28 protein-coding genes and 1 pseudogene are annotated in these 22,953 nt (G+C 55.0%); 14 read left to right on the top strand and 15 right to left on the bottom strand.

What is annotated here, in order from left to right; all coding sequences use genetic code 11:
* Positions 1–85: 85 nt before the first annotated feature.
* From QLG03_RS03970 to QLG03_RS03930, 9 genes are all read right to left on the bottom strand, one after another.
* Positions 86–340, bottom strand: a complete 255-nt coding sequence (locus QLG03_RS03970; protein ID WP_135734233.1) for a hypothetical protein — start codon at positions 338–340, stop codon at positions 86–88.
* The gene (locus tag QLG03_RS03965; RefSeq protein ID WP_032422957.1) at positions 337–606 is read right to left on the bottom strand and encodes a hypothetical protein; all 270 of its coding nucleotides are present in this window, start codon (positions 604–606) and stop codon (positions 337–339) included. The genes QLG03_RS03970 and QLG03_RS03965 overlap by 4 nt, the downstream gene beginning before the upstream one ends.
* Positions 603–1,376: a phosphoadenosine phosphosulfate reductase family protein gene (locus QLG03_RS03960; protein ID WP_215590434.1), complete on the bottom strand. Its 774-nt coding sequence runs from the start codon at positions 1,374–1,376 to the stop codon at positions 603–605. Before QLG03_RS03960 ends, QLG03_RS03965 begins: the two co-directional genes overlap by 4 nt.
* The gene (locus QLG03_RS03955) at positions 1,373–1,903 is read right to left on the bottom strand and encodes a hypothetical protein (protein ID WP_228337988.1); all 531 of its coding nucleotides are present in this window, start codon (positions 1,901–1,903) and stop codon (positions 1,373–1,375) included. The genes QLG03_RS03960 and QLG03_RS03955 overlap by 4 nt, the downstream gene beginning before the upstream one ends.
* Positions 1,896–2,231, bottom strand: a complete 336-nt coding sequence (locus QLG03_RS03950; RefSeq protein ID WP_016946299.1) for a DUF977 family protein — start codon at positions 2,229–2,231, stop codon at positions 1,896–1,898. Before QLG03_RS03950 ends, QLG03_RS03955 begins: the two co-directional genes overlap by 8 nt.
* On the bottom strand, positions 2,224–2,967 hold the full coding sequence (locus QLG03_RS03945) for a replication protein P (protein ID WP_135734231.1): 744 nt from the start codon (positions 2,965–2,967) through the stop codon (positions 2,224–2,226). Before QLG03_RS03945 ends, QLG03_RS03950 begins: the two co-directional genes overlap by 8 nt.
* Entirely contained in the window at positions 2,964–3,881 is a 918-nt protein-coding gene (locus tag QLG03_RS03940) for a replication protein (RefSeq protein ID WP_162893587.1), read from the bottom strand. Before QLG03_RS03940 ends, QLG03_RS03945 begins: the two co-directional genes overlap by 4 nt.
* A 348-nt stretch (positions 3,882–4,229) precedes the next feature.
* Positions 4,230–4,766 (bottom strand): toxin YdaT domain-containing protein, encoded by a 537-nt coding sequence (locus tag QLG03_RS03935; protein ID WP_135734230.1) that lies wholly within the window; start codon positions 4,764–4,766, stop codon positions 4,230–4,232.
* Positions 4,767–4,768: 2 nt separating this feature from the next.
* Entirely contained in the window at positions 4,769–5,032 is a 264-nt protein-coding gene (locus QLG03_RS03930; protein WP_071526640.1) for a YdaS family helix-turn-helix protein, read from the bottom strand.
* Positions 5,033–5,128: 96 nt separating this feature from the next.
* Between QLG03_RS03930 and QLG03_RS03925 the strand changes: the two genes are divergently transcribed.
* The 9 genes and pseudogenes from QLG03_RS03925 to QLG03_RS03885 all read left to right on the top strand — a co-directional run bounded on the left by QLG03_RS03925 (position 5,129) and on the right by QLG03_RS03885 (position 12,291).
* Positions 5,129–5,485, top strand: coding sequence for a hypothetical protein (locus tag QLG03_RS03925; protein ID WP_048230998.1), 357 nt, complete (start codon positions 5,129–5,131; stop codon positions 5,483–5,485).
* Positions 5,486–5,913: 428 nt separating this feature from the next.
* Positions 5,914–6,105, top strand: a complete 192-nt coding sequence (locus QLG03_RS03920) for a YebW family protein (RefSeq protein WP_110227693.1) — start codon at positions 5,914–5,916, stop codon at positions 6,103–6,105.
* 8 nt (positions 6,106–6,113) lie between these two features.
* Complete coding sequence (locus tag QLG03_RS03915; RefSeq protein ID WP_282473588.1) at positions 6,114–6,269, top strand: YdaE family protein; 156 nt, start codon at positions 6,114–6,116, stop codon at positions 6,267–6,269.
* Positions 6,270–6,406: 137 nt separating this feature from the next.
* A complete protein-coding gene (locus QLG03_RS03910) occupies positions 6,407–9,661 on the top strand; it encodes a RecE family exodeoxyribonuclease (RefSeq protein ID WP_282473587.1) in 3,255 nt (1,084 codons plus the stop codon).
* Between the two features lie 12 nt (positions 9,662–9,673).
* The gene (locus QLG03_RS03905; RefSeq protein WP_114269719.1) at positions 9,674–10,762 is read left to right on the top strand and encodes a RecT family recombinase; all 1,089 of its coding nucleotides are present in this window, start codon (positions 9,674–9,676) and stop codon (positions 10,760–10,762) included.
* Positions 10,763–10,796: 34 nt separating this feature from the next.
* Complete coding sequence (locus tag QLG03_RS03900; RefSeq protein WP_048295338.1) at positions 10,797–11,135, top strand: hypothetical protein; 339 nt, start codon at positions 10,797–10,799, stop codon at positions 11,133–11,135.
* Positions 11,128–11,589 (top strand): annotated as a pseudogene (locus tag QLG03_RS03895) (DUF550 domain-containing protein); the annotation flags it as partial. The gene QLG03_RS03900 and the pseudogene QLG03_RS03895, both read left to right, overlap by 8 nt.
* A 146-nt stretch (positions 11,590–11,735) precedes the next feature.
* Positions 11,736–12,044, top strand: a complete 309-nt coding sequence (locus tag QLG03_RS03890; protein ID WP_016160778.1) for a hypothetical protein — start codon at positions 11,736–11,738, stop codon at positions 12,042–12,044.
* 7 nt (positions 12,045–12,051) lie between these two features.
* Positions 12,052–12,291 (top strand): DUF4060 family protein, encoded by a 240-nt coding sequence (locus QLG03_RS03885; protein WP_004892750.1) that lies wholly within the window; start codon positions 12,052–12,054, stop codon positions 12,289–12,291.
* Between the two features lie 220 nt (positions 12,292–12,511).
* Here the strand turns inward: QLG03_RS03885 and QLG03_RS03880 are convergent, their stop codons facing one another.
* On the bottom strand, positions 12,512–13,729 hold the full coding sequence (locus QLG03_RS03880; RefSeq protein ID WP_181939546.1) for a site-specific integrase: 1,218 nt from the start codon (positions 13,727–13,729) through the stop codon (positions 12,512–12,514).
* 146 nt (positions 13,730–13,875) lie between these two features.
* Between QLG03_RS03880 and sapC the strand changes: the two genes are divergently transcribed.
* The 3 genes from sapC to sapF are packed head-to-tail and all read left to right on the top strand — an operon-like array spanning position 13,876 to position 16,569.
* Entirely contained in the window at positions 13,876–14,766 is an 891-nt protein-coding gene (gene sapC, locus QLG03_RS03875) for a putrescine export ABC transporter permease SapC (RefSeq protein ID WP_004151901.1), read from the top strand.
* A complete protein-coding gene (sapD, locus tag QLG03_RS03870) occupies positions 14,766–15,758 on the top strand; it encodes a putrescine export ABC transporter ATP-binding protein SapD (protein ID WP_023289349.1) in 993 nt (330 codons plus the stop codon). Before sapC ends, sapD begins: the two co-directional genes overlap by 1 nt.
* 1 nt (position 15,759) lies before the next feature.
* The gene (sapF, locus tag QLG03_RS03865; protein WP_004203898.1) at positions 15,760–16,569 is read left to right on the top strand and encodes a putrescine export ABC transporter ATP-binding protein SapF; all 810 of its coding nucleotides are present in this window, start codon (positions 15,760–15,762) and stop codon (positions 16,567–16,569) included.
* A 29-nt stretch (positions 16,570–16,598) separates the two neighbouring features.
* Here the strand turns inward: sapF and hutH are convergent, their stop codons facing one another.
* Genes hutH through QLG03_RS03840 form a run of 5 tightly spaced genes read right to left on the bottom strand, consistent with a single transcriptional unit; the run spans position 16,599 to position 21,208 of the window.
* On the bottom strand, positions 16,599–18,098 hold the full coding sequence (gene hutH / locus QLG03_RS03860) for a histidine ammonia-lyase (protein ID WP_255987340.1): 1,500 nt from the start codon (positions 18,096–18,098) through the stop codon (positions 16,599–16,601).
* Entirely contained in the window at positions 18,095–18,889 is a 795-nt protein-coding gene (locus tag QLG03_RS03855; protein WP_017900863.1) for an ATP-binding cassette domain-containing protein, read from the bottom strand. Before QLG03_RS03855 ends, hutH begins: the two co-directional genes overlap by 4 nt.
* 1 nt (position 18,890) lies before the next feature.
* Entirely contained in the window at positions 18,891–19,622 is a 732-nt protein-coding gene (locus QLG03_RS03850; protein WP_023289347.1) for an ABC transporter permease subunit, read from the bottom strand.
* A gap of 9 nt (positions 19,623–19,631) precedes the next feature.
* A complete protein-coding gene (locus QLG03_RS03845) occupies positions 19,632–20,351 on the bottom strand; it encodes an ABC transporter permease subunit (RefSeq protein ID WP_023289346.1) in 720 nt (239 codons plus the stop codon).
* Between the two features lie 11 nt (positions 20,352–20,362).
* Complete coding sequence (locus QLG03_RS03840) at positions 20,363–21,208, bottom strand: transporter substrate-binding domain-containing protein (RefSeq protein WP_023289345.1); 846 nt, start codon at positions 21,206–21,208, stop codon at positions 20,363–20,365.
* 209 nt (positions 21,209–21,417) lie between these two features.
* Between QLG03_RS03840 and QLG03_RS03835 the strand changes: the two genes are divergently transcribed.
* Entirely contained in the window at positions 21,418–21,960 is a 543-nt protein-coding gene (locus QLG03_RS03835; protein ID WP_050533921.1) for a HutD family protein, read from the top strand.
* Positions 21,961–22,159: 199 nt separating this feature from the next.
* Positions 22,160–22,948 (top strand): enoyl-ACP reductase FabI, encoded by a 789-nt coding sequence (gene fabI / locus QLG03_RS03830; protein ID WP_023289343.1) that lies wholly within the window; start codon positions 22,160–22,162, stop codon positions 22,946–22,948.
* The last annotated feature ends 5 nt before the right edge of the window (positions 22,949–22,953 follow it).

Genomic DNA, 22,953 nt, shown 5'->3' with positions numbered 1-22,953 from the left:
TTTTTACACACTTTTCGAGAAAGCGCATAGCTTTTTACACACTTTTTTTCTTTGTATCCCCATACCAAACATAGATGGGTCTTTACTATATGCAACTGAGCTTTGCGGCTGAATTTGTGGTTATGCTTAGCCAGTACAGCCATGTCGAGTTGGTGCTCTGCGTTAGCCAGCCGTTGACAACTTCATCGTACTCCAGTTCATAAATCCTCTGCTGCGCCTTATCCAGCACATCTACCAGCTCGATGATCTCATCGCCTTTTACGTATAGGCCTTCGCCAAACTCATTTGCTGAAGCAGCTCGCCGTCTCAGGCTCTGCGCCAGTTCGGTGATATCAGTCATGCTGCATCCTCCAGACCGATTAGCTCGGCAATCTGCGCCAGCGTGTCTTCGCTTTCTCCAACCGGCTTGTCCATCCAGTCAAATGAAATCAACTTGCCGCCCTCGATTACGCCGACATTGAAATCGTCGCTATCCACAGCCCGAAAACCGTGTGATATGGCTCCATTGCGGGTCTCGTAGTGAATAAGGTCAGATGAATATTCGATACCGTGTCCGCCTTCGTTACACCAGGCGCGCCGGATAATTACGATGAATGATTTGCTCATGCGGCACGCTCCTGTTTCTCATCATCAGCCGCCAGCACCCGTATGGGGATCCGGCTCATATGCATGGTGTACCCGGTCTTAAGCTCCAGGTCGGCGTATTCCTCAAGCAGAGGCTGGTTATGCCGAGCACCGTTGATCATGTCGTTACGGCTAGCCATGATGCAGAAAACACAACTCAGGCGCTCATTACCCAGCGCGTAGGCGTAATGCGGTTCTTGCCCAGCCTGTCGAATGGTGGCGAAAACTTCTTCGGCAAGCAGATCATGGACCGGCAGCCATTCGTACCAGGTGTTAACCGAGTTGCTGATCCCCATCTTGCTGAATGCCTGGCGTTTAGCTCGGCCTGGTGATTCCTGTGCGCGAAGCCCGAGGCAGTTAACGATGGTTTTAAACCCGTTAGCCTTTGCATACCGGCGAACTTCGCGCTGGATAGGTCCGCGTTTCAGATCACTGGTGCATTGCCTGGTGCTGGCTGATGGCCAGCTCGGTACTTCTGGACGGTTCTCAAAGCGACGCTCGACCATCTCGAAAAAGGTCTTGCTGGCCCGCGCTACAATGAACGTCAGCCCAGCGTCTCCCGCCTGTTTTTCTGCCAGATCCAGTGCTCCCGGCCATTCCATCGCGTCAAGGGACGCATGCACGACAACGAGCTGCTTAGGCGGGATGACCTCAAGTAGATTGATGAGCATCGCCTGGCTGTCTTTGCCGCCAGAATGGTTGGAGACAAACAGCGCGCCAGCAGTGATTAACGAACTAATGTCGGGGATCATTTGGCCCCCTCGCGCAGCTGCTGGGCGAATTCTTTGAGTACTGTTTCGTGATTTGGGCAAATTGTCTGAGCAATGTGATCTATTGCCATCTCCACCCCATCAGCCTTAATCCCGGCTAGGTAGGCATCGGTGGCGGAAAAGTCCAGCTCATCGGCGCATGGGATAACTTCGCCGTATATCCGCTCCATAGCTTCATCCCATCCATAGCGGCAGGCATCGTACCGGTCAGTAATGCCACGGTCTTCCAGTCCGCACCCCATGCCTTCGGCGTGGTACTGAGGTTCGTTATCCAGGTTGGTTACGGAGTCAACGATCTGTTTCATCGCTACATTTTCCAGAGCTAACGCCACATTCTCCGCAGCCAGCTTATCCATTTCGATGCTACGACCTTTCCAGCCCTCCCACATTGCAGCCATCATAATGAGCCAGACATTCCCGCTGCCCACTTTCTTCTCGTTAAAGAACCAGGTAACAAACTCAATGCTCATCTCGTTTTGCTGTGCAATTTTTTCGATTTCGTTACCCATGAATAGCCTCCTGAACATCTAAAACTCGCTGAAAAACAGGACTGCCAAGCAGGCTGTAATTCATCCCAACAGCAACTTTCGGCACCAGGCCAAAACGCTTCATGTCAAAGTCGATGACGGCCCGCTGATCGCGGAACAGCCCCAAACGACCATGCCGGACAACCTCGCCAGTCGCTTCTGCTTCGGAAAAATACCGCTGGACAGTAGCGCGGCTCAGCCCCAGTTTTTTCATTGCCTCAGTGGTCGTAAGGCGCCCCTGATGCCTGGTGATCCGAATCACTGCGCGGACGTACTCTCTGCGCTCAACTGCTGATAATGCTCTAGCCATGATCCCGCCCCCTGCCTAAACCGAATTTCGCGCGGATTTCCGCGATTTTGTTTAAGCCCTGCTCGTTACTCAGCGGACGTCCGCCCAACTTTGGGATTTGCTTAACAGGCTCGGGGATAGCTTCACCGGTCTTGATTCGACGAACCATACGCAGCAACTCTTCAGAGGCTTTACGACGCAGTTCGGAATCACTCAGTGCATTTGCGCGCATGTCGGTATATAGCCCCGTAACCAGCCAATAGCAGGCTTTATGTTTCAGCGTTAACGGTTCGATTTCATGCTCAGGCCATGGGTAAGACTCAGCGTCTGGATACTGACCGCGAGTCCGGCAATACTGGTAAACCATATCAACCAGCTCACTCGCGTCTGGCAGGCCTACAGTTACCGCCTCCTCAGAACGACACCAGGCTACGAACTGCCCCGGCGACGGCATGAAGGGTTTTTCCTGTTTGCGGGCAACACGCATTCCGGCGTTAATCTGCTCCATCGTGGTGATCCCATTCTCCTTGAACGCCAACAACCACTGGCGACGCATCTCGTTGAGGTCTTCCACAGATTTGTTGGCCAGCACCGGGAATACGGCGAGTAACTGGCGGAACAGCTCGTTGAAGATCTCCGCAGTCTTTTCCGCCTGGCGCTTTACTGCCTGCTGGTCTTGCATTTCAGGAAGCCCGGCAGCTACTCGCTGGAAGTTGTCCCGGTCGAAGTTATGCATGCTTTCTGCGATAGATTTCATTCGAGTACCCCGTCGATCCAGTCGGTGTTGTCCAGAGTACTGGCGCCTGATTTGTTTTTTGATGGGCCATGGCTACGAAGTCGTTTTGTCGTGAGTTGATCCCACTGTTTGCGTAGTTTTGATGGACAGAGAATGTTTTCTTGCCAGAAATCATTTTCATTCGCCCACTTGAACAGTTCGCAGATTTCATAGTGAGTGCGCTTGTCCTGCAGGCGCATCAGGCGGATGGTGTTCGCCCATTCAACCCAGTTCGGCTCAGAGAGGGAGGCATTCACGGTAAGGGCTTTATCGAAAATCCATCGCGCGGCTTTGAGGTCGTCAGCTGTTCCCCAGGATTTACCTGCAGGGGTATAAATCCCATCGGCCGCTTCTGGATGACGAGAGAGAAACTCATGAGTTTTCTTGTTTCGGGATTCTTCAGAATTCCGAGACGAAGATCTTTTAATATTGTTTTTGTTATAGTCTTGGGTGTCTACCGTTTCCGGGAAGGTTTTTCCCGATTCCGGGAAGGAAATTCCCGTTTTCGGGAAGAGTTTTCCCGTTTTCGGTTTGTCCAAAATCCAGGCGGATAGCTCAGTATTTATACCGACAGTTTTCATCACACCATGCTTGTGACTAAAAATAATTCCCCGTGCTGCGAGTAGCTTTATCGCATCTGAAACATGAGAATCACTCAACCCGGTTAACTCAGAAATGACGGTATTTGTCACCCGATCCTGTTTTTTGTTCCATCCGTAGGTAAGCCAGATAACAGCCTCAAGACACTGCCACTCGCGCCCGGACATACGCAGCCGCGGCTTGAGTTTCTGTATCTCATTGGCGATTCTGGTGTAGCCATTGGACAGGTCGGCCATGCGACCTCCCGTTAGTTCGGTTTTGATTGGAAAATTGATAACTTCAGCGGTATTTGACATACTTCATCCCGTGAATTGACCCAATTAATTCACCCGAAGACTGGCTGTGTTGGCGCACAACAGTCTTCACCCTTTCAGAACAACCCAGCCCGGTCGCCGCCCTTTCGCACTTTGCGCTTTGCTTCCCGGCGTTCAGCTGCGCTGGTCTGCTTCTCAGCCCATAACTTTGCGTGTCGCATAACATCGTCAAACATTCCCCCTTTGCGGCTTGCCTGTGACATCCGCTTGTACATATCGACCGCCTGATATGCCCCCCCCCCTGAGCCACTGCTTGCGTGAAGCCCTAGCGAAGAAGTTCCTCGCGGACGTTCTTCTCAATAAATTCGATGTGATTCATGGATACCCCGCTTACATCACGCCAAGCATTGAGCTCACGATCGTCATCAGCGCCCCTGTCTGCTCAGGCATTAGCCTGAAAAGCGACGCTATTCCCTCGCTTACCTCCTTCAGTTTCTGGTGCTCCGGTGCGTTCAACATCACAGCCTGCTTGGCTTCAGCGCATTCCTTCATGGCCGAAGACAGGCGCGACAAAATATCGTCCTGAGGCATCAGGCGATGGCGGAACTCCAGCGGAAGAACGGCCATGATTGCCGGGGTAAGAAGGCGAACATACTCGCGATAGCGCTCAGACTCGGCCGGGTTGTCCAGGTAGCGAAAAAGCTTCTGCCGGGCACGGCTGATGTCATCAGGAAACGCGATCTCCTCGCCGCCCTGCTGTCGCCACTCATCGATGATGTATGCCGAGACAACATCCTGCCCTTCAGCTGCTGCCCAGGCGCGAACGGCAGAGCGAATACCGTCGTGATCTAACTCTCTCAGCTGATTTCGCTTTATCAAGGCACCGGTGTTGAATCCGGTATTTTGTTGAAAGGAAAGTGTTTGCATGGTTAATCCCCATTAAGCTCGGAGCTGTTAGTTAGGGGAGTTGCAGGAGGTATAAACTCAGGCCAGATTGTTTCCCAATCATCTGGGAAACAATCTGCTCTGGTAACAGCGCCTTCCGTAAGCTGTTCTATTTGTATGGCACGAGATGGGGATATGGCAGCAATCCCAGATGCCATTTGTGAAAGATAAGAGGTCGATACTTCGAGCTTTGTAGCCAAGGCCTTGGAGCTGCCTCGTTTCATGTTTAGATAATCTTTAAGTTGCATAGTGGCTCCCTCGTGTGATTACAGTGAGTTTATAAAATACTAAACCAAAACGTCAAGTATTTGCTTGTTTATAAATTACTAATCAAAATGCTTTCTATGACGACACAGGAAATTAGACGCAGGCGACTTAAGGAATGGTTCTCAGAAAAGTCGCTTCCAGAGAAAGAGAAAAGCTATTTATCTCAATTGATAAATGGCCGCAGTTCCTTTGGCGAAAGAGCGGCAAGAAGGTTAGAAAGAGATTACGGAATGCCCTCAGGCTTCCTTGACTCAGACACCTCTGGCTCCCAAAGCACACCGCCAAGTCTTGTGTTGAGTGAAGAAGAACTTAAGCTCATTACTTTTTTTCGTGGATTCCCTGACTCCGCAAAGAAAGAAGCGCTAATTGAATTTGAATCTAAGTTCAATAAATACAACGAACTTTTCAAAGAGTTACTGGCTTCACGCAGCTAACGCTCACGCCTCCCAAACCAAATCTCGTCAAAGGCGGGCTTTGGTTTTTTCACATCCCCTTCCTTAATTTGGGTCTCTGGATCTGAAGGCTTAAATTTTTTACGCACAAAAGTTTACTTTTTGCTTTACAGGATAGTTTAGTAATGATTAAACTCCTTGTATCAACAACGCGCTGCGTTGCTCCGATAAATGTTCCGCTGGCCACGTAATGGCTGAGGTTGAAATGAGTAAGCAAGGCATCAGAGCCATGGTCATTTCAGCAGTAATTGGGCTCTTCATCTGGATCGCGCTTTTCTGCGCACTGAGGGAGTTATTTACATGATTGATTTAGCACGCAAACCAGCTCGTCAGCAGGCTGTTCGCTTAAGTCCGCTGTCAGCTTTCATCCGCCGGGTGTGCTACATACTCGCGCAAAAAGGAGACCCTTCATGAGCACGATGTTTGCCCTAGTTCTCACCGTCAGCATGCTGACGGGCGGTAATCAGGATGTCCTGCTCGGTGTTTACGACAGTGAGAATGACTGCAGGGCAGCTGCAGAAGAGCAACACGTGAAAGCTGAATGTTATCCGCTGAAAGGTGTACTGGACGAGCATCCGGCCGGGTTCACGGTGCAAATGTAGGGGGAAGAATGCAGAAGAAATGCGGTTACTGCCGTAAAGCAATCGAGGGAAAACCAGTAGTAAATACCCTGTTATATCTCCAGGGGAACCAGCTCGCACGGAAAGAAAAAGAGTACTGCTCTGAACGTTGCGCCTCTTACGACCAGATGGCGCACGAGGGCTAACGTAAACCCGCCGAAGCGGGCTGTACGTCCGGTGCCACCGACCAAAGTTACACCGGAAATTACCAAAACCAATGACCACCCTGAATGGGCGCTACCAATGGCCCGGGGGATTCTACATCCAAAATAGAGGCCATCACATGGAATATTTTTATCTGATAAAAGCGACTCAAAAATCGGGTAAAGCTGATGCCGTAATCTGGCGCACTAATAAATCAGAGGCGCGCGCCCTTCTGCAGCTGGACGTCGATCTGGAAGACGCTGGGATCGAAACAGGCCGCGGCAAAGACTATCAAAAACCAATTCGCACCGATTTCCCGGTATTCAATGACCTGCCGGCGGAAGGTGTTCTCGATTACTCATGGTGCGAACGCTACCAGCTCGGTGATGATGGTCGCACCTGGGCTCTGAAGCCAGGTCAGTCGCCAGCGGATCATCACATCGATGATGCCGGAGTACCCGCTGAGCCCGTTAGTGGCGAGCCGGTTGATGCCAATACCACTGTCGACGCGGTACAAGATGAGACCGTGGAAGCTTTCGGTAGTGATGAATACCAGGACGATTCCAGCGCGCTTTTTAACGTGGCCGAACTCCCCTTTCGCGCGCAGCTGCTGGCGCAGTACATGGCCGAAGAACGTCACGTTTATCATATCAGCATGCCTCACCGGCAGGAGCTGTCAGCTCTTGAAATGGACACTGATAATGCGGCCGTCCAGGACCTGATCCTGGCCGCCGAGAATGTCCCTGAAATCAAAAAATACGATATGCCGGCGCTCTGGAAATTCACCAGCGCCAATAAAAAAGTCTTCCCGGAAGGGAAACGGCATGAGCTCGGTAAGCGTATCCAGTTTGCTAAGCTGTGGTTCGCCACGAACGCGATCGACCGCGGCATTCTCACCAGGGAATGGGCTGCCGGTAACTGTATTTCTTCAGTTATGAAAACTGATGCAGGTACGAATGCTGGCGGCGGTAATAAAACTGATCGCAATCCTGACTACACCCATACCCTTGATACGCTCGATGTAGAAATAGCCCTGGCCACAATGCCGATGGATTTCAATATCTACAATTTCCCCGCATCAATTCACCGCCGGGCCAAAGAGATTGTCCAGAAGAAAGAAAGTCCGTTCAAGGAATGGTCTGCAGCGCTGCGCAAGGTTGCAGGCATCCTGGATTATTCCCGCGCCGCCATTTTTGCTCTTATTCGTGGCGCCACCAGCGATATTCACCATTTCCCGGTAAGTCTGCAGACCTATATCAATGCGAACCTGACCGAACATAAGCATGACGCCCCTTCTGCTGAGACGCTTGAAAAAGCTGGTCATGTTTCATCTGCCGCCGTCACTTTGGACGCTGTGAAAAAGGCTATCGATGGAGATGAAGGTGTTCCTGAACTGGAAATTCTCCCAACTGACTTTCAGGTAATTGGCCCCGAACTGGTGAAAGAAGCTCAAAAGAAACGTCCTGACGCTAATCAGGTTCTGGCCGCCGAACGTGGCGAATATGTCGAAGGTATCAGTGACCTCACGGATCCGAAGTGGATAACCGAAGACCTGACCAAGCCCAAACAGCCTGAAGTTTCAAACATGGGCAATGGTGTTTTTTCAATTGATGGTCTGGTGGATAGCCAGACATCACCAGCACCAGCACTTTCTATCGTGGACCAGGCGCGCCAGCGCGCTGCAGAAGAAAAATTACATCCAGCTAATTCCGGGGAAACCACCAGCAATGTGCAGATGGAAACGGCTCAGCCGGTCGAAGACGAAAATGATAATGCGGTATCAGCAGGCGAAGGCGCTGATGCAACTGCTCCGCAAGCAGATGCCGTGAACATGAGCAAAATACTGGCTGAACGCTGCCCGGATCTTACCGCCGAAGTGCTGAAAAGCCAGGTTTCCGAGAGTGCTCATAGCGATGAAGAGGAAGAGGCTGAACAAGCAGCGCCAGCATGGCCGGAGTATTTCGAGCCTGGTCGATATGAAGGCGTGCCAAATGAGGTCTACCACGCCGCTAACGGCATCAGCTCCACGATGGTTAAAGATGCCCGGGTATCGCTGATGTATTTCGAGGCGCGCCACGTATCTAAAACCATCCAGAAGGTACGCTCCCCTGTTCTGGATATGGGCAATCTGGTGCATGCACTGGCGCTGCAGCCTGATCAGCTGGAAAAAGAATTCAGTATCGAGCCGGAAATCCCGGAAGGCGCCTTCACCACGACGGCGACGATCCGCGCATTTATCGACGAATACAACAATGGGCTTCCTCCGCTGTTGAGTGCTGACGACATCAAGGCGCTGCTGGAGGCGCACAACGCCAGCCTGATCGCCCCCCTCAGCACCGATGAGATCAAAGCACTCATTGAAGAACACAACGCTAGTCTGCCAGCGCAGACCGCTCTGGGGAACGATATCAACGAAACAGGACAGAGCTACATGTCTCTGCCAGTTGATTTCCAGCGCATTGAAGAAGGCCAGAAACAGACCGCGGCTGCAATGAAAGCCTGTATCAAGGAATTCAACGCCACCCTGCCGCCACAGCTCAAAACCAGTGGCAGCCGGGAAGCGCTGATGGAAACTCTGGCAATCATCAATCCGGATCTGGTTGCTCAGGAAATGCAGAAGCCCTCACCAGTTAAAACCAGCGGTGGCCGCGATGCCTTACTGGAACAGCTGGCAATCATTAACCCTGACATGGTTGCTCAGGAAGCGCAGAAGGCGCAGCCGCTGAAAGTATCAGGTACTAAGGCGGATCTGATTCAGGCCGTGAAATCGGTTAAGCCGGATGCAGTATTTGCCGATGAGCTGCTGGATGCATGGCGCGAGAACCCTGAAGGAAAAGTGCTGGTTACCCGCCAGCAGCTGGCTACGGCACTGGCCATTCAGAAAGCACTGTTGAATCACCCGACCGCCGGCAAGTTGTTGACGCACCCGAGCCGAGCCGTCGAGGTGAGTTATTTCGGCATTGATGAGGAAACCGGGCTGGAAGTTCGTGTGCGTCCTGACCTTGAGATAGACATGGGCGGCCTTCGCATCGGTGCGGACCTGAAAACCATCAGCATGTGGAACATCAAGCAGGAAGGCCTGCGCGCCAAACTGCACCGGGAAATCATCGAGCGCGATTACCACCTGAGCGCGGCTATGTACTGCGAAACCGCAGCCCTTGACCAGTTCTTCTGGATATTCGTTAACAAAGACGAGAACTATCACTGGATCGCCATCATCGAGGCATCCGAAGAACTACTGGAACTCGGCATGCTGGAATACCGCAAAGCTATGCGCGCCATTGCGAACGGTTTCGACACTGGCGACTGGCCTGCGCCGATTACCGAAGACTACACCGAAGAGCTTAACGATTTTGATGTGCGCCGCCTCGAAGCGCTGCGCGTACAGGCATAAGGGGGAATAACAATGTCCAATTTAGTCGCAACTACTGAAAACCAGACCCAGAAGATCGACAACGTTTCTATCCTGACGAACGGTGAATTGTTCAACCGCCTGCGCACGCTCTCGGAAGTAATGGCCAATAGTGGAAACTTCGTGCCTGAGCATTATCGTGGGAAACCAGATGCGTGCATGGCTGTAGTGATGCAGGCAGCGCGTTGGGGTATGGATCCGTTTGCAGTGGCACAGAAAACCTTCATCGTGGGTAACTCAGGTGTGCTTGGCTATGAGGCTCAACTGGTGAATGCGGTAATTAACACCATGGCTCCAACCAAAGACCGGATCCATTTTGAATGGTTTGGTGCATGGGAAAATATCGTTGGTCGCTTTATTAAAAAAACCAGCGGCAAAGGTAACGACTACATCGCGCCGGGCTGGGATTTGCAAGATGAAGCTGGCGTGGGCGTCCGCGCTTGGGCAACCCTCAAAGGAGAATCAGAACCTCGCGAGCTTGTGCTGATGCTTTCGCAGGCACAAGTCCGCAACTCTACACTGTGGGCGAGCGACCCCCGTCAGCAACTGGCCTATCTCGCCGTTAAACGTTGGGCGCGACTGTACTGCCCGGATGTGATCCTCGGGGTCTATACCGCCGATGAAATTGACGAACGCGAAGAAAGGGTTATCAACCCGGCGCAGACAGAAAAGGTCACGCTGAATGAGATAACACACTCCGTTGGCGATTCCACCAGCACGCAAGAGCCTGCATCTAACGTTGACTCTGTTGCTGACGAACTCCGAGGCCGGATTGATACAGCTGACTCAGTGGACCAGGCCAAAGCCATTCGTGTAGACATCGAATCACAGAAAGCTCTGCTGGGTACTGCTTTGTATACCGAACTGAAGAGTAAGGCGGTGAAACGCTACTACCTTGTTGATGCGAAGAACAAAGTTGAGGCCGCCATAAATTCACTCCCTAACCCGGGGGATCCGGAAGCAGAAGCATTATTCGCGAAGGCAGAAAGCACCTTGACCTCATCGCGCCGCCACCTCGGTGATGAACTGTATGACCAGTTCCGCATCACCCTGGACGACATGAAACCGGAATACGTGGGCTAAGGGAGGCGGGAGGGTTCGCCCTCCCGGTAACGATATGAGCAAATCACTGAATGCACGATGCATACGTCGCTGGGAAGTGGAATTCAAACCTTTCTGCGATTCAAAAGTTAACCCCTACTGGCGTAAACGCGATCTGCGCGGGTATATCCGCGAAGCTGCACTCACCACCGCTTACTGCATGGTTGAACGAATGGCTGAAGATAACGCCCGAGCTGATTTTGGTATCAAGGGTTGGTCGTCGGATTTCTCAGCCTGGTACGACGAACGTCGGGAGCACTATCGCAAAGACGCAAAGCTCATTCTTGATGCGTTTGCCTGCAACGAAGCTATTGATGAAGAAATTCAGAACGAGCTGGAGGCCTGGAATGACTGATATCGCCACCTTCACTAATGAGCAATTAATCGCCGTGTGCCGTGCTGACGTGGCGGAAATGTCGAAGTTTTTAAAAGAGGGTGAATTCAGCAATCCGTCCCGCGCAGCCATGTATTTGCGTATTACTGAAATCGCATTGGCTGCGCTGATGGGGGAGTTCTCATTTGCTCGCAACCAGGTACGCCGCGAGCACGCTGAATGGTCACATGCCACCTTCGGCAATGTTGGTCCGGCTGGCCCACTGAAACACCTCAGCATAGAAGCGCTTGAAGCTGCCGCGGAACCTAACGACCACAGCGAATGGGCTGATATGCAGTTCCTGATGTGGGATGCCCAGCGCAGAGCGGGAATCACTGACGAGCAGATTACCCAGGCGATGATCGTTAAGCTCGCGGTAAATAAGGCGCGCCAGTGGCCCGTGCCAAAGGACGGGGAACCTCGGATGCATTTACGAAGCGAAGACGAATCACTCAACGCCAGGCGCCGCCGTAATCGTGAATCTAATGCGCGCGCTCGCGAACGTGAAACGCCTGCACAACGCAAAGCCAGACTGGCGAAAAACAGATTGAGAATGGCTCTTCGTCGTAAGGGAGGTGCCAAATGAGCCTGAAACACCGCCTTCCCGAACTGGAAGCCAGCATCGACCCGGCAGCATTGCGCGCAGCCGCCGACGAATATTCGGATCTGCTTCTGACTTTGTGCTTGTGCATGAAGATGGCCGGCCCCACCCGGGCTAACGTGCGCGCCTGCGCCACCGAGCTTAAAAAGCGCCTGACTACCTGGCACAGCCATAAAGAGCTCAATGCAATTCTGTCCAGTTGGGATCCCGTTGGCTATGTTCTCGGCCTCCGCCGGGAAGCGAACGACAACGCGCGCGCAGCTGGCGATCCAGTTGATGTTTTTGTGTGAGGTGAATATGCGACTGATTAACCGAAGCAAGCAATCACCGCTGGGCCGCCAGGCTTGTGATGCCGCACTGGCAAAACATGTTGAGCTTTATGGCGCCTACGGGCGACAGAAAACGAAGAGAACTTATACGGTGGTGGTTCAAGGCTCAAAGATCACTGTAGAAGTTGTAAACAGAAAAAGTAGCTATGTGGCCACAGCCATGAGCTGCGCGCGCCGGCTACACCATCTGCCTGGACAATGTAACTAAGAGGTTTTTATGACTAATACATCTCATAAATCAGATGAAATTTTGATAACCGATGACGTTCTGTCCAGATACAAAATTTCGCGCAGCACACTCTATTTCTGGAGCACCCCATCCCGGATGCCCTCTTACTTTGCTCAGCCATTCCCGCAGCCTAAAATAAATGGCAGCCCTAAAAGGTGGAGACTTTCAGACCTGCTGGCCTGGGAAGATAACGTGGGGATCAAACCAGAGGCTGACCAACCAGCTTCTCAAGGTGATCCTGCCAAACAGCAAGCCAGTGACGCTGATCATCCAGATAATCATGCAGGTTATAACGTGCCATGACACCTGCCATATGATGGCCAAGCAGTTTTTCCACAACATGTGGCGGCGCACCTAATTCAGAAAGGCGTGTCGCCACTGTTCGCCTTAGGTCATGGAGAGACCAGGGTTTCATGCCTGTTTTAGCTATAATCTGAGCAGAAAACAGAGCGACGTTTGGTTGTAGTGGCGGTCTGTCATCTTCTGGCCCCCTGTATCGTGACAGTGTCACAACGTGTTTTGCAACTGACGTTTCCTTCTCTGCTAACATCATTCTTACTACTGCCTCGGGAAGTGCCCTTCTGACCGATTTCCCGGTTTTATAATCGCTTGCCGGAATGGTCCACGTTTGCTCATGGAAATCGAACCACTCCCATCTTGCTGTCCTGATCTCTGTACTCCGGCAGCCAGTCATGATGAGAAACTTCATTATCAACTGTTGTCTGTACTTCAATTCAGGAAGGATGTTCCAAACTGTTTTGATTTCCTCATCACTCAATCTGCGATCTTTTACGGATGCTGTGAGACCTACGTCAGAGCGCCTAAGGCTCTCAATTGGGTTCACATTAATGACCCCTCGATTGGAGCAAAAACGGAACGTACGCTGCATCAGCCCAAGCATCTGACCAGTGACAACTCTTCGCCCCATGCCATCAAAAAGGTTAAGCCAGTGCGCTTTAGTGGTCTGATCTACAATCATGTTCCCCAGCACAGGCGCTATATGGTTATTGAAGTCCCGCCGGTTAACCTTGATTTTCACAAGACCCTCAGGGATGCAGTAATACTTTTCCCAGTAATCGAAAGCCTCTTTGACGGTGAGTGCTTCGACTTTTTTCTGTTTCTCCAGAACTGTTTGCCGTCTCGGATCGAGTCCTTCTGTCAACCAGGCCCTGAACTGCTGTCTACGTTCGCGAGCTTGAGATAAGGAGGTGGTTGGATAATCGCCAATCGTTAGCTGAGCGGCTTTCCCGTTCCATCTGTAGCGGTAAAAGAATGTTATACTGCCGGAAGTAGACAACCGGACATTCAGACCATGAGCGTCCGATATGACCTCGATCTGGTCTCTCTTTTTGCCAAGAGCTTTTCTTAATTTTGTGTCGGTAAGCAATGTGTACACTCCGGAAGACGATATACACATCAGTGTACACATTTTACTTAAATTGATAACCTTCAAATCAATGCAAAACACACAAAATTAAAGCACTCTATGCTGTCAAAGTGTTGGTATTAGCGGGATTTTTGAAAAGACTTAAAGCATGACTAACAAACTTAAAACGGATTCATATGCCCTACGATAGCGTTTATCTGGAAAAGCGTCCGCCCGGCGCGCTGCGCACCGTATGGCGTAAATTCTATGGCGACACCACGGCGATGATCGGCCTGTACGGCTGCGCGGGGCTGCTGCTGCTTTGCGTCTTCGGCGGCTGGTTCGCCCCCTACGGCATCGACCAGCAGTTCCTCGGCTACCAGCTGCTGCCGCCATCGTGGTCGCGCTATGGGGAAGTCTCTTTCTTCCTCGGAACCGATGACCTGGGGCGCGATGTGCTCAGCCGACTGCTGAGCGGCGCGGCGCCGACCGTCGGCGGCGCTTTTGTCGTCACCCTCGGCGCCACGCTGTTTGGCCTGGTGCTGGGCGTCATTGCCGGATCGACCCACGGCCTGCGCTCTGCGGTGATGAACCATATCCTCGATACCCTGCTCTCCATCCCCTCGCTGCTGCTGGCGATCATCGTCGTCGCCTTTGCCGGGCCGCACCTCAGCCATGCGATGTTTGCCGTCTGGCTGGCGCTGCTGCCGCGCATGGTGCGCTCCGTCTACAGCATGGTCCACGATGAGCTGGAGAAAGAGTACATTATCGCCGCACGCCTCGACGGCGCGTCGACGCTGAATATTCTGCTGTTCGCCATCCTGCCCAATATCGCCTCCGGCCTGGTGACCGAGATCACCCGCGCCCTGTCGATGGCTATTCTGGATATCGCCGCGCTGGGCTTTCTTGACCTCGGCGCTCAGCTGCCTTCGCCGGAATGGGGAGCGATGCTGGGCGATGCGCTGGAGCTTATCTATGTTGCGCCGTGGACCGTGATGCTGCCCGGGGCCGCGATTATGCTCAGCGTACTGCTGGTCAACCTGCTGGGCGACGGTATTCGCCGGGCGATCATTGCCGGGGTAGAATAATGCCGTTACTCGATATTCGTCACTTGACCATCGAATTTAAAACCAACGAAGGCTGGGTAAAAGCCGTCGACCGCGTCAGCCTGACCCTGACCGAAGGCGAAATCCGTGGCCTGGTGGGGGAATCCGGCTCCGGGAAGAGCCTGATCGCCAAAGCTATCTGCGGCGTGACAAAAGACAACTGGCGGGTCACGGCCGACCGCATGCGTTTCGACGACATCGATCTGCTGCGGCTGTCGAACCGCGAACGCCGGAAACTGATCGGCCACAACGTGTCGATGATATTCCAGGAGCCCCAGTCGTGCCTCGACCCCTCTGAACGCATCGGCCAGCAGCTGATCCAGAGTATCCCTGGCTGGACCTACAAGGGCCGCTGGTGGCAGCGGCTGGGCTGGCGTAAACGTCGGGCCATCGAGCTGTTGCACCGCGTCGGGATTAAAGATCACAAAGACGCCATGCGCAGCTTCCCCTATCAGCTGACCGAAGGCGAGTGCCAGAAGGTGATGATTGCCATTGCCCTGGCCAACCAGCCGCGCCTGCTGATCGCCGATGAACCGACTAACGCTATGGAGCCCACGACGCAGGCGCAGATTATCCGCCTGCTGACGCGGCTCAACCAGAACAACAACACCACCATTTTGCTGATCAGCCACGATCTGCAGATGCTCAGCAAATGGGCGGATAAAATCAACGTCATGTACTGCGGGCAGACGGTGGAGAGCGGGCCCAGCGAAGAGCTGATCACCCTGCCGCATCACCCCTACACCCAGGCGTTAATCCGCGCGATCCCGGATTTTGGCAGCGCCATGCCGCATAAAAGCCGTCTCAACACCCTGCCGGGGGCGATACCGCTGCTGGAGCAGCTGCCCATCGGCTGTCGGCTGGGGCCGCGCTGCCCGTACGCCCAGCGCGAGTGTATTGAAACCCCGCGTCTTACCGGGGCGCGCAATCACCTGTACGCCTGTCATTTCCCGCTGAACATGGAGAAAGAGTGAAATGGTCGAAACATTGCTGGAAGTGCGCCAACTCAGTAAGACCTTTCGCTATCGCACCGGCTGGTTTCACCGCCAGACGGTGGAGGCGGTTAAGCCGCTGAGCTTTACCCTGCGCGAACGGCAGACGCTGGCGATTATCGGCGAGAATGGCTCCGGAAAATCCACCCTCGCGAAGATGCTGGCCGGCATGGTGGAGCCCACCAGCGGCGAGGTGCTGATCGATGACCATCCGCTGACCTTCGGGGATTACTCCTACCGCAGCCAGAAGATTCGCATGATCTTTCAGGATCCGTCGACGTCGCTAAACCCGCGCCAGCGCATCTCGCAGATCCTCGATTTTCCGCTGCGGCTGAATACCGACCTTGACGCCGAAGCGCGGCAGAAACAGATCATCGACACCCTGCGCATGGTCGGCCTGCTGCCGGACCACGTCAGCTACTATCCCCATATGCTGGCCCCGGGTCAGAAGCAGCGTCTTGGCCTCGCCCGGGCGCTGATCCTGCGCCCGAAGGTCATCGTCTGCGATGAGGCGCTGGCCTCGCTGGATATGTCGATGCGTTCCCAGCTCATCAACCTGATGCTGGAGCTGCAGGAGAAACAGGGCATCTCTTACATCTATGTCACCCAGCACCTGGGAATGATGAAGCACATCAGCGATCAGGTGCTGGTGATGCATAACGGGGAAGTGGTTGAGCGCGGCAGCACCGCCGATGTGCTGGCCTCACCGTTGCACGACCTGACCCGACGCCTGATCGCCGGCCACTTCGGTGAGGCTCTCACCGCCGACGCCTGGCGCAAAGACGGCAAATAGCGCCGTCTCATTCACCTCGCCCGCAGACCTCACGCCGGCGCGTGGCCAGCGGTTCGCTTAAGGATGGCCACCGCGCTGGCGATGTCCGGCGCCAGCCAGCGATCGTCCTCCCAGCCAGGCACGCTTTCGCGCAGCAGGTCTCGCGCCCGGCGCGTGCCCGCCGCCAGCTTCTTCGGCTCGTGAAAATCGAGCCCCTGGGCGGCGAGTAAATATTCGATGCCCAGGATCTGATAGAGGTTGCCCAGCAGGCGCTGCAGTTTCAGCGCTGCGCCGGTGCCCAGGCTTATATGATCCTCCTGCAGACCCGAGGTAACAAAATTATCCAGCACCGCCGGCTGCGCCAGCTGCTTGTTTTCCGCGCACAACGACGCGGCGACGTACTGGGCAATCATCATGCCTGAATTCACGCCCGGTCGGGCGACCAGGAACGCCGGCAACCCGCTCACCAGAGGATTCACCAGCCGGTCAAGGCGTCGTTCAGCGATGGCGCCCAGCTCAGCCATGGCAATGGCCAGCAAATCGCAGGCCATCGCCACCGATTCGCCGTGCGGATGCGCCTGGGAGACCACCCGCCACTGCTCAACGGTTCCCAGGATCAGCGGATTATCAGTACAAGCGTTGAGTTCGATATTTATCTGCGTCTGCGCGTGGCTAAACTGATCGCGGCAGGCGCCATGCACCTGAGGCATCGAGCGAAGGCTTAGCGCATCCTGGGTGCGAAGTCCTTCACTTTCGGCCAGCAGACGGCTGTCCGCCAGCAGCTCACGCAGCCGCTGGCCGCTGGTCTGGATCCCGGGGCTGGCTTTCAGCGCCAGGATCTCGGCATCGAATGCCACAAGCTGGCCGCGCAGCGCTTCAAAGCTCATCGCGCCGGTGACATCGGCCCAGTTCATTAAGCGCTCGGCGTCGTCTAACGCCAGACAGGCCAGACCGGTCATGCACGGCGTACCGTTAACCAGGCTCAGCCCCTCTTTCGCTCCCGGCGCGATGGGCTGCAGATCTAGCTGCGACAGGACCTCTGCCGCTGACCACGTTCGCCCCTGCCAGAGCACATCGCCAATCCCCATCAGGGCCAGGCCAATGTGCGCCATATGCGTTAAATAGCCAACTGACCCCTGGGAGGGCACCTGAGGGGTGACGCCATGCTGCAAAAACGCCAACAGCTGCTGCACTATCCCGGCGGAGATCCCGGATTTACCGTGGCTGAAATTGGCCACCGCGGCGCACATAATTGCCCGGGTTGGGGCGACCTCCAGCAACGGTCCCACCCCGCAGGCGTGGCTGAGCAACGTATTGCGCGACAGCTGGTGTAGCTGCGCTTCCGGCAGCGTAATATTGCACAGCGCCCCCAGCCCGGTGTTGATCCCATAGGCTACCTGGCCGGCTTTAACGATATGCTGGACAATCGCCCGCCCTTGCGCGATACGCGACCAGGCGCTGTCGCTGAGGCTCAAGGTCGCCTCGCCCCGCGCAACGCAAGCCACCTCCTGCCAGCGTATCGGCGCATCGCCCCACTGGATCATTTTCATACGACCTGTCCTGGCTGTTGGTGGCTGGAGATAAATTGCTTGAAGCGCGCGGACCCCTGGCTGCCAAACAGCGCCTCTGGCGCACCGTCGCAGTCAATCGTCCCCTGGTGCATAAAGACCACCCGGTTGGAAACATGGCGGGCGAATCCCAGCTCGTGGGTGACCACCAGCATCGTCCGTCCCTCCTCCGCCAGGCTGCGCATCACCTTTAGCACCTCGCCGACCAGTTCGGGATCCAGCGCTGAGGTAGGTTCATCAAAGAGCATGACGTCCGGCTCCATGGCCAGCGCGCGGGCTATCGCCACGCGCTGCTGCTGGCCGCCGGAGAGTTGCGCAGGATAGAAATCCTTTCGGTTCAACATCCCCACTCGCTCCAGCAACTGCTCAGCCTGTTCAATGCAGGTTCGTTTGTCCCGTTTGAGCACATAATGCGGCCCCTCAATGACATTCTGCAGAACCGTCATATGCGACCAGAGGTTAAAACTTTGGAAGACCATCCCCAGCCGCGAGCGCAGGCGCTCTATCTGCCGGGGGTTCGCCGCCAGCCGATGCCCGCGGGCATGATGCTTCATTTCAATCGTCTCGCCGCCGACGCTGACCACTCCGGCATCGGGCGTTTCCAGCAGGTTAATGCAGCGCAGCAGCGTACTTTTACCGGAGCCGCTGGCCCCGAGGATCGAAATGACATCGCCCTGCTGCGCCTGGATGGTGATCCCCTTCAGGACATCCAGGGAGCCAAAGGACTTATGAATATCGCTGACCGATAAGGTCACCGGACGTGAATCGAGCATCTTACTCTCCTTTGGTTATCGGCTTGAGCGACACGGTCGCCGGATTTTGCCGGGTATGCGGGGTTAAACGCCGTTCAAGCAGGGCGTACAGCTGCACAATGATGAAATTGAGCAGCAGGTAGATGGCCGCCGCGCAGAGGAATACCTCCATCGTCCGGTAGGTACGCTGAATAATCTGTTGGGCCACCCCCGTGACGTCCCAGACGGTCACCAGGCTTGCCAGCGCCGTCGACTTGACCAATAAAATGGCCTCCGTGGAGTAGGCTGGCAGCGCATAGCGCAGCATCACCGGGGCAATGATCCGCCGCAGCAGCAGCCAGCGCGACATACCGCAAGCCTGGCCGGCTTCAATCTGGCCCGGCGGTATCGCCAGCAACCCGCCGCGCAGAATTTCCGCGGTATAGGCCGCCGTACAGAGCGCCAGCGCCAGAACGGCGCAGATAAAGGGTTCGCGCAGCAGCGGCCACAGGAAACTGTGGCGGATCACCCCAAACTGACCCAGCCCGTAATAAATGAGAAACAACTGGATCAGCAATGGCGAACCGCGAAAGATCAGGATATAGCCTTTGGCGAAACCGCTTGCCAGCGGCCAGCGGCTCATTCGCAGCGCCAGAACGCCAAGAGCCAACACGCCGCCGAGCAAAAAAGAGCAGATAAAGAGTCCCAGCGTCACCGGCAGCGCCGCGCCGAGCTTCAACAACGTCTCACCGAGAAAGGCAAAATCGATAATCATATGGGCTCCTTACGCCTGCGCGGCGCTGCGACGCAGCCAGGCGCGGTTCAGACGGCTCTCCGCCCGGGTAAACGCGCGGTTAGAGAGCAGCGTCAGGATCAAATAGCAGCCGCCGCCGATGAGATAGAACAGGAAATAATCGCGGGTAGAGCCAGCGGCAATCTGGCTGGCGCGCATCAGTTCAACCATCCCGGTCACCGATACCAGCGCCGAGTCTTTGAGGCTCATTTGCCAGACGTTGGACAAACCCGGCAGCGAATAACGGACAATCTGCGGCAACAGGATGCGCTGCAGGATCCGCCAGCGCGGCATGCCAATGGCGGAAGCCGCCTCCACTTCACCGGGCATCAGCGCCAGACGAGCAGCACGGTAGACTTCCGCCTGATACGAGGAGGAGATCAAGCCAATCGCCAGGGCGCCAATCAGAAATGGCGGAACCTCAATAAAGCCGTCTGCGCCAAACAGGCGCCCCAGCCATGAAATCATCCCTGAGCCGCCAAAATAAAACAGATAGATCACCAGTAATTCAGGGATACCGCGGAATACCACCGACCAGGCGGCGCCGAACCAGCGCGCTGGCGCGTGGCGGGACAGCTTCGCGGCGGCGATAACGCCGCCCACCCCCGCACCGACGGCCAGCGCCGCGAGCGACAGCAGCAACGTAGTCAGCGTTGCGCTGAGGATCAGCGTCCCCCACCCGTTTTCACCCAAACTCAGAAGATTTAACATGGTTGCCTCGCTCAGGGAGTCACGTCGCTTTTAAACCATTTCTCACTCAGTTTTTTTACCGTCCCATCGGCCAGCGCCGCCTGAATGGCGCTATCCAGTTTCGCTTTGAGTTCGGTATCGGCGAGGCGCACGCCCATCGCCTCACCGCCTCCCCAGATTGGGCCGCTCATCAGCGGACCGCTCAATGCCAGATTGCTATTCTCCGGGCGAGACAGGGTGGTGTTGGCAAAGGTAATATCATCAAACACCGCGTCGATGCGCTCAGCCTGCAGGTCGAGGATCGCATCCGCTGAGTTGTTATATTCCCGGACGTCAGCGATATCCTTGAAATACTTATCAATAAACGGGGTGTACACGGTGCCGGACGCGATGCCGATGGTTTTCCCTTTCAACGCCGCGCGCAGCGGCGCAATCGCCGCCTGAATCTCTTTCTCATTATCATGAAGCTTGACCGCTGGCGAAGGCGGTAGCAGCGACCCTTTTACCGCAATGAAAGAGGCCGGCGTGGCTGCGTATGCCTGGGTAAACGCCACGACCTTCGAGCGCTCTGGAGTGACGACGATAGCATCCATGATCACGTCATATTTTCCGGCGTTAAGTCCGGCAATCATGCCATCCCAGTTCTGCACCACCAGTTTGCATTCGATCTGCATCCGCTGGCATAAATTCGCCATAAGCTCGGGCTCGAAACCGCTGAGTTTCCCTCCGGGAAGGGTTAGATTCCAGGGTTCATAGCCGCCTTCCGTAGCGATGGTGATCGATTTCCACTCTTTAGCGTATGTTGAGCCACCAGACAGCAGTAGCCCCGAAAACAGGGTGACCAGGCAGGCCTGGCGGAAAGTAATACGCTGTTGCATTTTCATTCTCCCGATCGCGTTTTGTCATGATGGCTCTGGTCAAGGCGATAAGATAATTCGCAGATGACTGCTCATGTATATACAAGCATTGACAAACCCGCACACGCGCTCAATGATGGATTTGTGAGCCCCGTTGTAAATAATTTGTAAGAACATTGAGACAAGTGTGTAACAAATACTATCCACTTCCGACTTCCGCCGAGCAAACTATGATCACCTATTTTGATTACGCTACCTTGCCCGTCACGCCATGGAAGAACGGCGCTGGCGCCACCCGGGAAATTATCGCCGTTCCTTCCGTAGATGCGCCTTTTCTCTGGCGCGCGAGCATTGCCACCCTGCAGGCCGATGGCCCATTCTCCCCTTTTCCCGGCGTCGACCGGACGATCGTCCTGCTGGCGGGGCAACCGCTACGGCTGCGCGGGGAGGAGATCGACCATCCGCTGGCGCGCTGGCAGCCGTGGGCGTTTCCCGGCGAATGGGCGCTGTCCAGCGTCGGGATCGTTGAGCCTGGACTGGACTTCAATGTCATGACCCAGCGCGGGCGAGCCCTCGCGCAGGTTGAAGTGGTGAGCGACCGGCAGCGACCGGCCACTAACGGGGTTGCTTATGTGCTGCAGGGTGAATGGGATCTGGCCGGACGGCGCTGCGCCGTCGGCAGCGGTCTCTGCTGGCACGGCGACGCTCCGGGCGAGTTGCGGCCTCTCAGCGCCGATGGGCGTCTGCTGCTGGCGGCGATTGCGCTCAAATAGTCAGCAGAGAAAAATGGTATACTTGAGCTATCGCGATCGGCTTTTACCCCGCGCGGCGCGGGCCGGCTGAAAAATATCGTGACACAAGGGGTCGTCAGTGGGATATAATTCCCGGCTAAATTTGAGTTATTTTGAAATAACAATGTTAACGTTATGATTGTTAAAGTAAAAATAAGCAATAACGATAAGGATTAAAGCTATGGGTTTTCTTTCCGGTAAGCGCATTTTGATCACTGGCGTCGCCAGCAAACTGTCCATCGCCTACGGTATTGCGCAGGCAATGCACCGCGAAGGCGCGGAACTGGCATTCACCTATCAGAATGAAAAACTGAAAGGTCGCGTTGAAGAGTTTGCTGCCGCGCTGGGTTCTGACATTGTGCTGCCGTGCGACGTTGCTGAAGATGAGAGCATCACCGCGCTTTTCACCGAGCTGGAAAAAGTCTGGCCAAAATTCGATGGTTTCGTCCACTCTATCGGTTATGCCCCGGCTGACCAGTTAGACGGCGACTACGTCAACGCGGTCACCCGCGAAGGTTTCAAAATCGCGCACGACATCAGCGCCTACAGCTTCGTGGCGATGGCTAAAGCCTGCCGCACGATGCTGAACCCGGATTCTGCTCTGCTGACGCTCTCCTACCTGGGCGCCGAGCGCGCGATCCCGAACTACAACGTGATGGGTCTGGCGAAAGCCTCTCTGGAAGCGAACGTGCGCTATATGGCGAACGCGATGGGTCCGGAAGGCGTTCGCGTCAACGCTATCTCCGCCGGTCCGATCCGTACCCTGGCCGCGTCCGGTATCAAAGATTTCCGTAAAATGCTGGCGCACTGCGAAGCGGTCACCCCGATCCGTCGCACCGTCACCATTGAAGACGTGGGTAACAGCGCAGCCTTCCTGTGCTCCAACCTGTCTGCGGGTATCTCCGGTGAAGTCGTTCACGTTGATGGCGGGTTCAGCATCGCCGCTATGAACGAGCTGGAACTGAAATAAGCTCC

Origin of the sequence: Klebsiella sp. V115_8, assembly GCF_029967715.1 — a bacterium.
GTDB classification, from domain to species: domain Bacteria; phylum Pseudomonadota; class Gammaproteobacteria; order Enterobacterales; family Enterobacteriaceae; genus Klebsiella; species Klebsiella quasipneumoniae.
This window is presented reverse-complemented; position numbering and strand designations above follow the sequence as displayed.

Coding starts and splice junctions, on each gene's coding strand:
- QLG03_RS03845 (WP_023289346.1), bottom strand. CDS start 20,351: ATGTTAAATCTTCTGAGTTTGGGTGAAAACGGGTGGGGGACGCTGATC.
- QLG03_RS03950 (WP_016946299.1), bottom strand. CDS start 2,231: ATGGCTAGAGCATTATCAGCAGTTGAGCGCAGAGAGTACGTCCGCGCA.
- QLG03_RS03955 (WP_228337988.1), bottom strand. CDS start 1,903: ATGGGTAACGAAATCGAAAAAATTGCACAGCAAAACGAGATGAGCATT.
- QLG03_RS03915 (WP_282473588.1), top strand. CDS start 6,114: ATGCAGAAGAAATGCGGTTACTGCCGTAAAGCAATCGAGGGAAAACCA.
- QLG03_RS03970 (WP_135734233.1), bottom strand. CDS start 340: ATGACTGATATCACCGAACTGGCGCAGAGCCTGAGACGGCGAGCTGCT.
- QLG03_RS03920 (WP_110227693.1), top strand. CDS start 5,914: ATGAGCACGATGTTTGCCCTAGTTCTCACCGTCAGCATGCTGACGGGC.
- QLG03_RS03890 (WP_016160778.1), top strand. CDS start 11,736: ATGAGCCTGAAACACCGCCTTCCCGAACTGGAAGCCAGCATCGACCCG.
- QLG03_RS03940 (WP_162893587.1), bottom strand. CDS start 3,881: ATGTCAAATACCGCTGAAGTTATCAATTTTCCAATCAAAACCGAACTA.
- QLG03_RS03910 (WP_282473587.1), top strand. CDS start 6,407: ATGGAATATTTTTATCTGATAAAAGCGACTCAAAAATCGGGTAAAGCT.
- QLG03_RS03905 (WP_114269719.1), top strand. CDS start 9,674: ATGTCCAATTTAGTCGCAACTACTGAAAACCAGACCCAGAAGATCGAC.
- fabI (WP_023289343.1), top strand. CDS start 22,160: ATGGGTTTTCTTTCCGGTAAGCGCATTTTGATCACTGGCGTCGCCAGC.
- QLG03_RS03855 (WP_017900863.1), bottom strand. CDS start 18,889: ATGCTCGATTCACGTCCGGTGACCTTATCGGTCAGCGATATTCATAAG.
- QLG03_RS03945 (WP_135734231.1), bottom strand. CDS start 2,967: ATGAAATCTATCGCAGAAAGCATGCATAACTTCGACCGGGACAACTTC.
- QLG03_RS03900 (WP_048295338.1), top strand. CDS start 10,797: ATGAGCAAATCACTGAATGCACGATGCATACGTCGCTGGGAAGTGGAA.
- QLG03_RS03885 (WP_004892750.1), top strand. CDS start 12,052: ATGCGACTGATTAACCGAAGCAAGCAATCACCGCTGGGCCGCCAGGCT.
- sapF (WP_004203898.1), top strand. CDS start 15,760: ATGGTCGAAACATTGCTGGAAGTGCGCCAACTCAGTAAGACCTTTCGC.
- QLG03_RS03935 (WP_135734230.1), bottom strand. CDS start 4,766: ATGCAAACACTTTCCTTTCAACAAAATACCGGATTCAACACCGGTGCC.
- QLG03_RS03850 (WP_023289347.1), bottom strand. CDS start 19,622: ATGATTATCGATTTTGCCTTTCTCGGTGAGACGTTGTTGAAGCTCGGC.
- sapD (WP_023289349.1), top strand. CDS start 14,766: ATGCCGTTACTCGATATTCGTCACTTGACCATCGAATTTAAAACCAAC.
- QLG03_RS03880 (WP_181939546.1), bottom strand. CDS start 13,729: ATGTGTATATCGTCTTCCGGAGTGTACACATTGCTTACCGACACAAAA.
- QLG03_RS03960 (WP_215590434.1), bottom strand. CDS start 1,376: ATGATCCCCGACATTAGTTCGTTAATCACTGCTGGCGCGCTGTTTGTC.
- sapC (WP_004151901.1), top strand. CDS start 13,876: ATGCCCTACGATAGCGTTTATCTGGAAAAGCGTCCGCCCGGCGCGCTG.
- QLG03_RS03930 (WP_071526640.1), bottom strand. CDS start 5,032: ATGCAACTTAAAGATTATCTAAACATGAAACGAGGCAGCTCCAAGGCC.
- hutH (WP_255987340.1), bottom strand. CDS start 18,098: ATGAAAATGATCCAGTGGGGCGATGCGCCGATACGCTGGCAGGAGGTG.
- QLG03_RS03840 (WP_023289345.1), bottom strand. CDS start 21,208: ATGCAACAGCGTATTACTTTCCGCCAGGCCTGCCTGGTCACCCTGTTT.
- QLG03_RS03965 (WP_032422957.1), bottom strand. CDS start 606: ATGAGCAAATCATTCATCGTAATTATCCGGCGCGCCTGGTGTAACGAA.
- QLG03_RS03835 (WP_050533921.1), top strand. CDS start 21,418: ATGATCACCTATTTTGATTACGCTACCTTGCCCGTCACGCCATGGAAG.
- QLG03_RS03925 (WP_048230998.1), top strand. CDS start 5,129: ATGACGACACAGGAAATTAGACGCAGGCGACTTAAGGAATGGTTCTCA.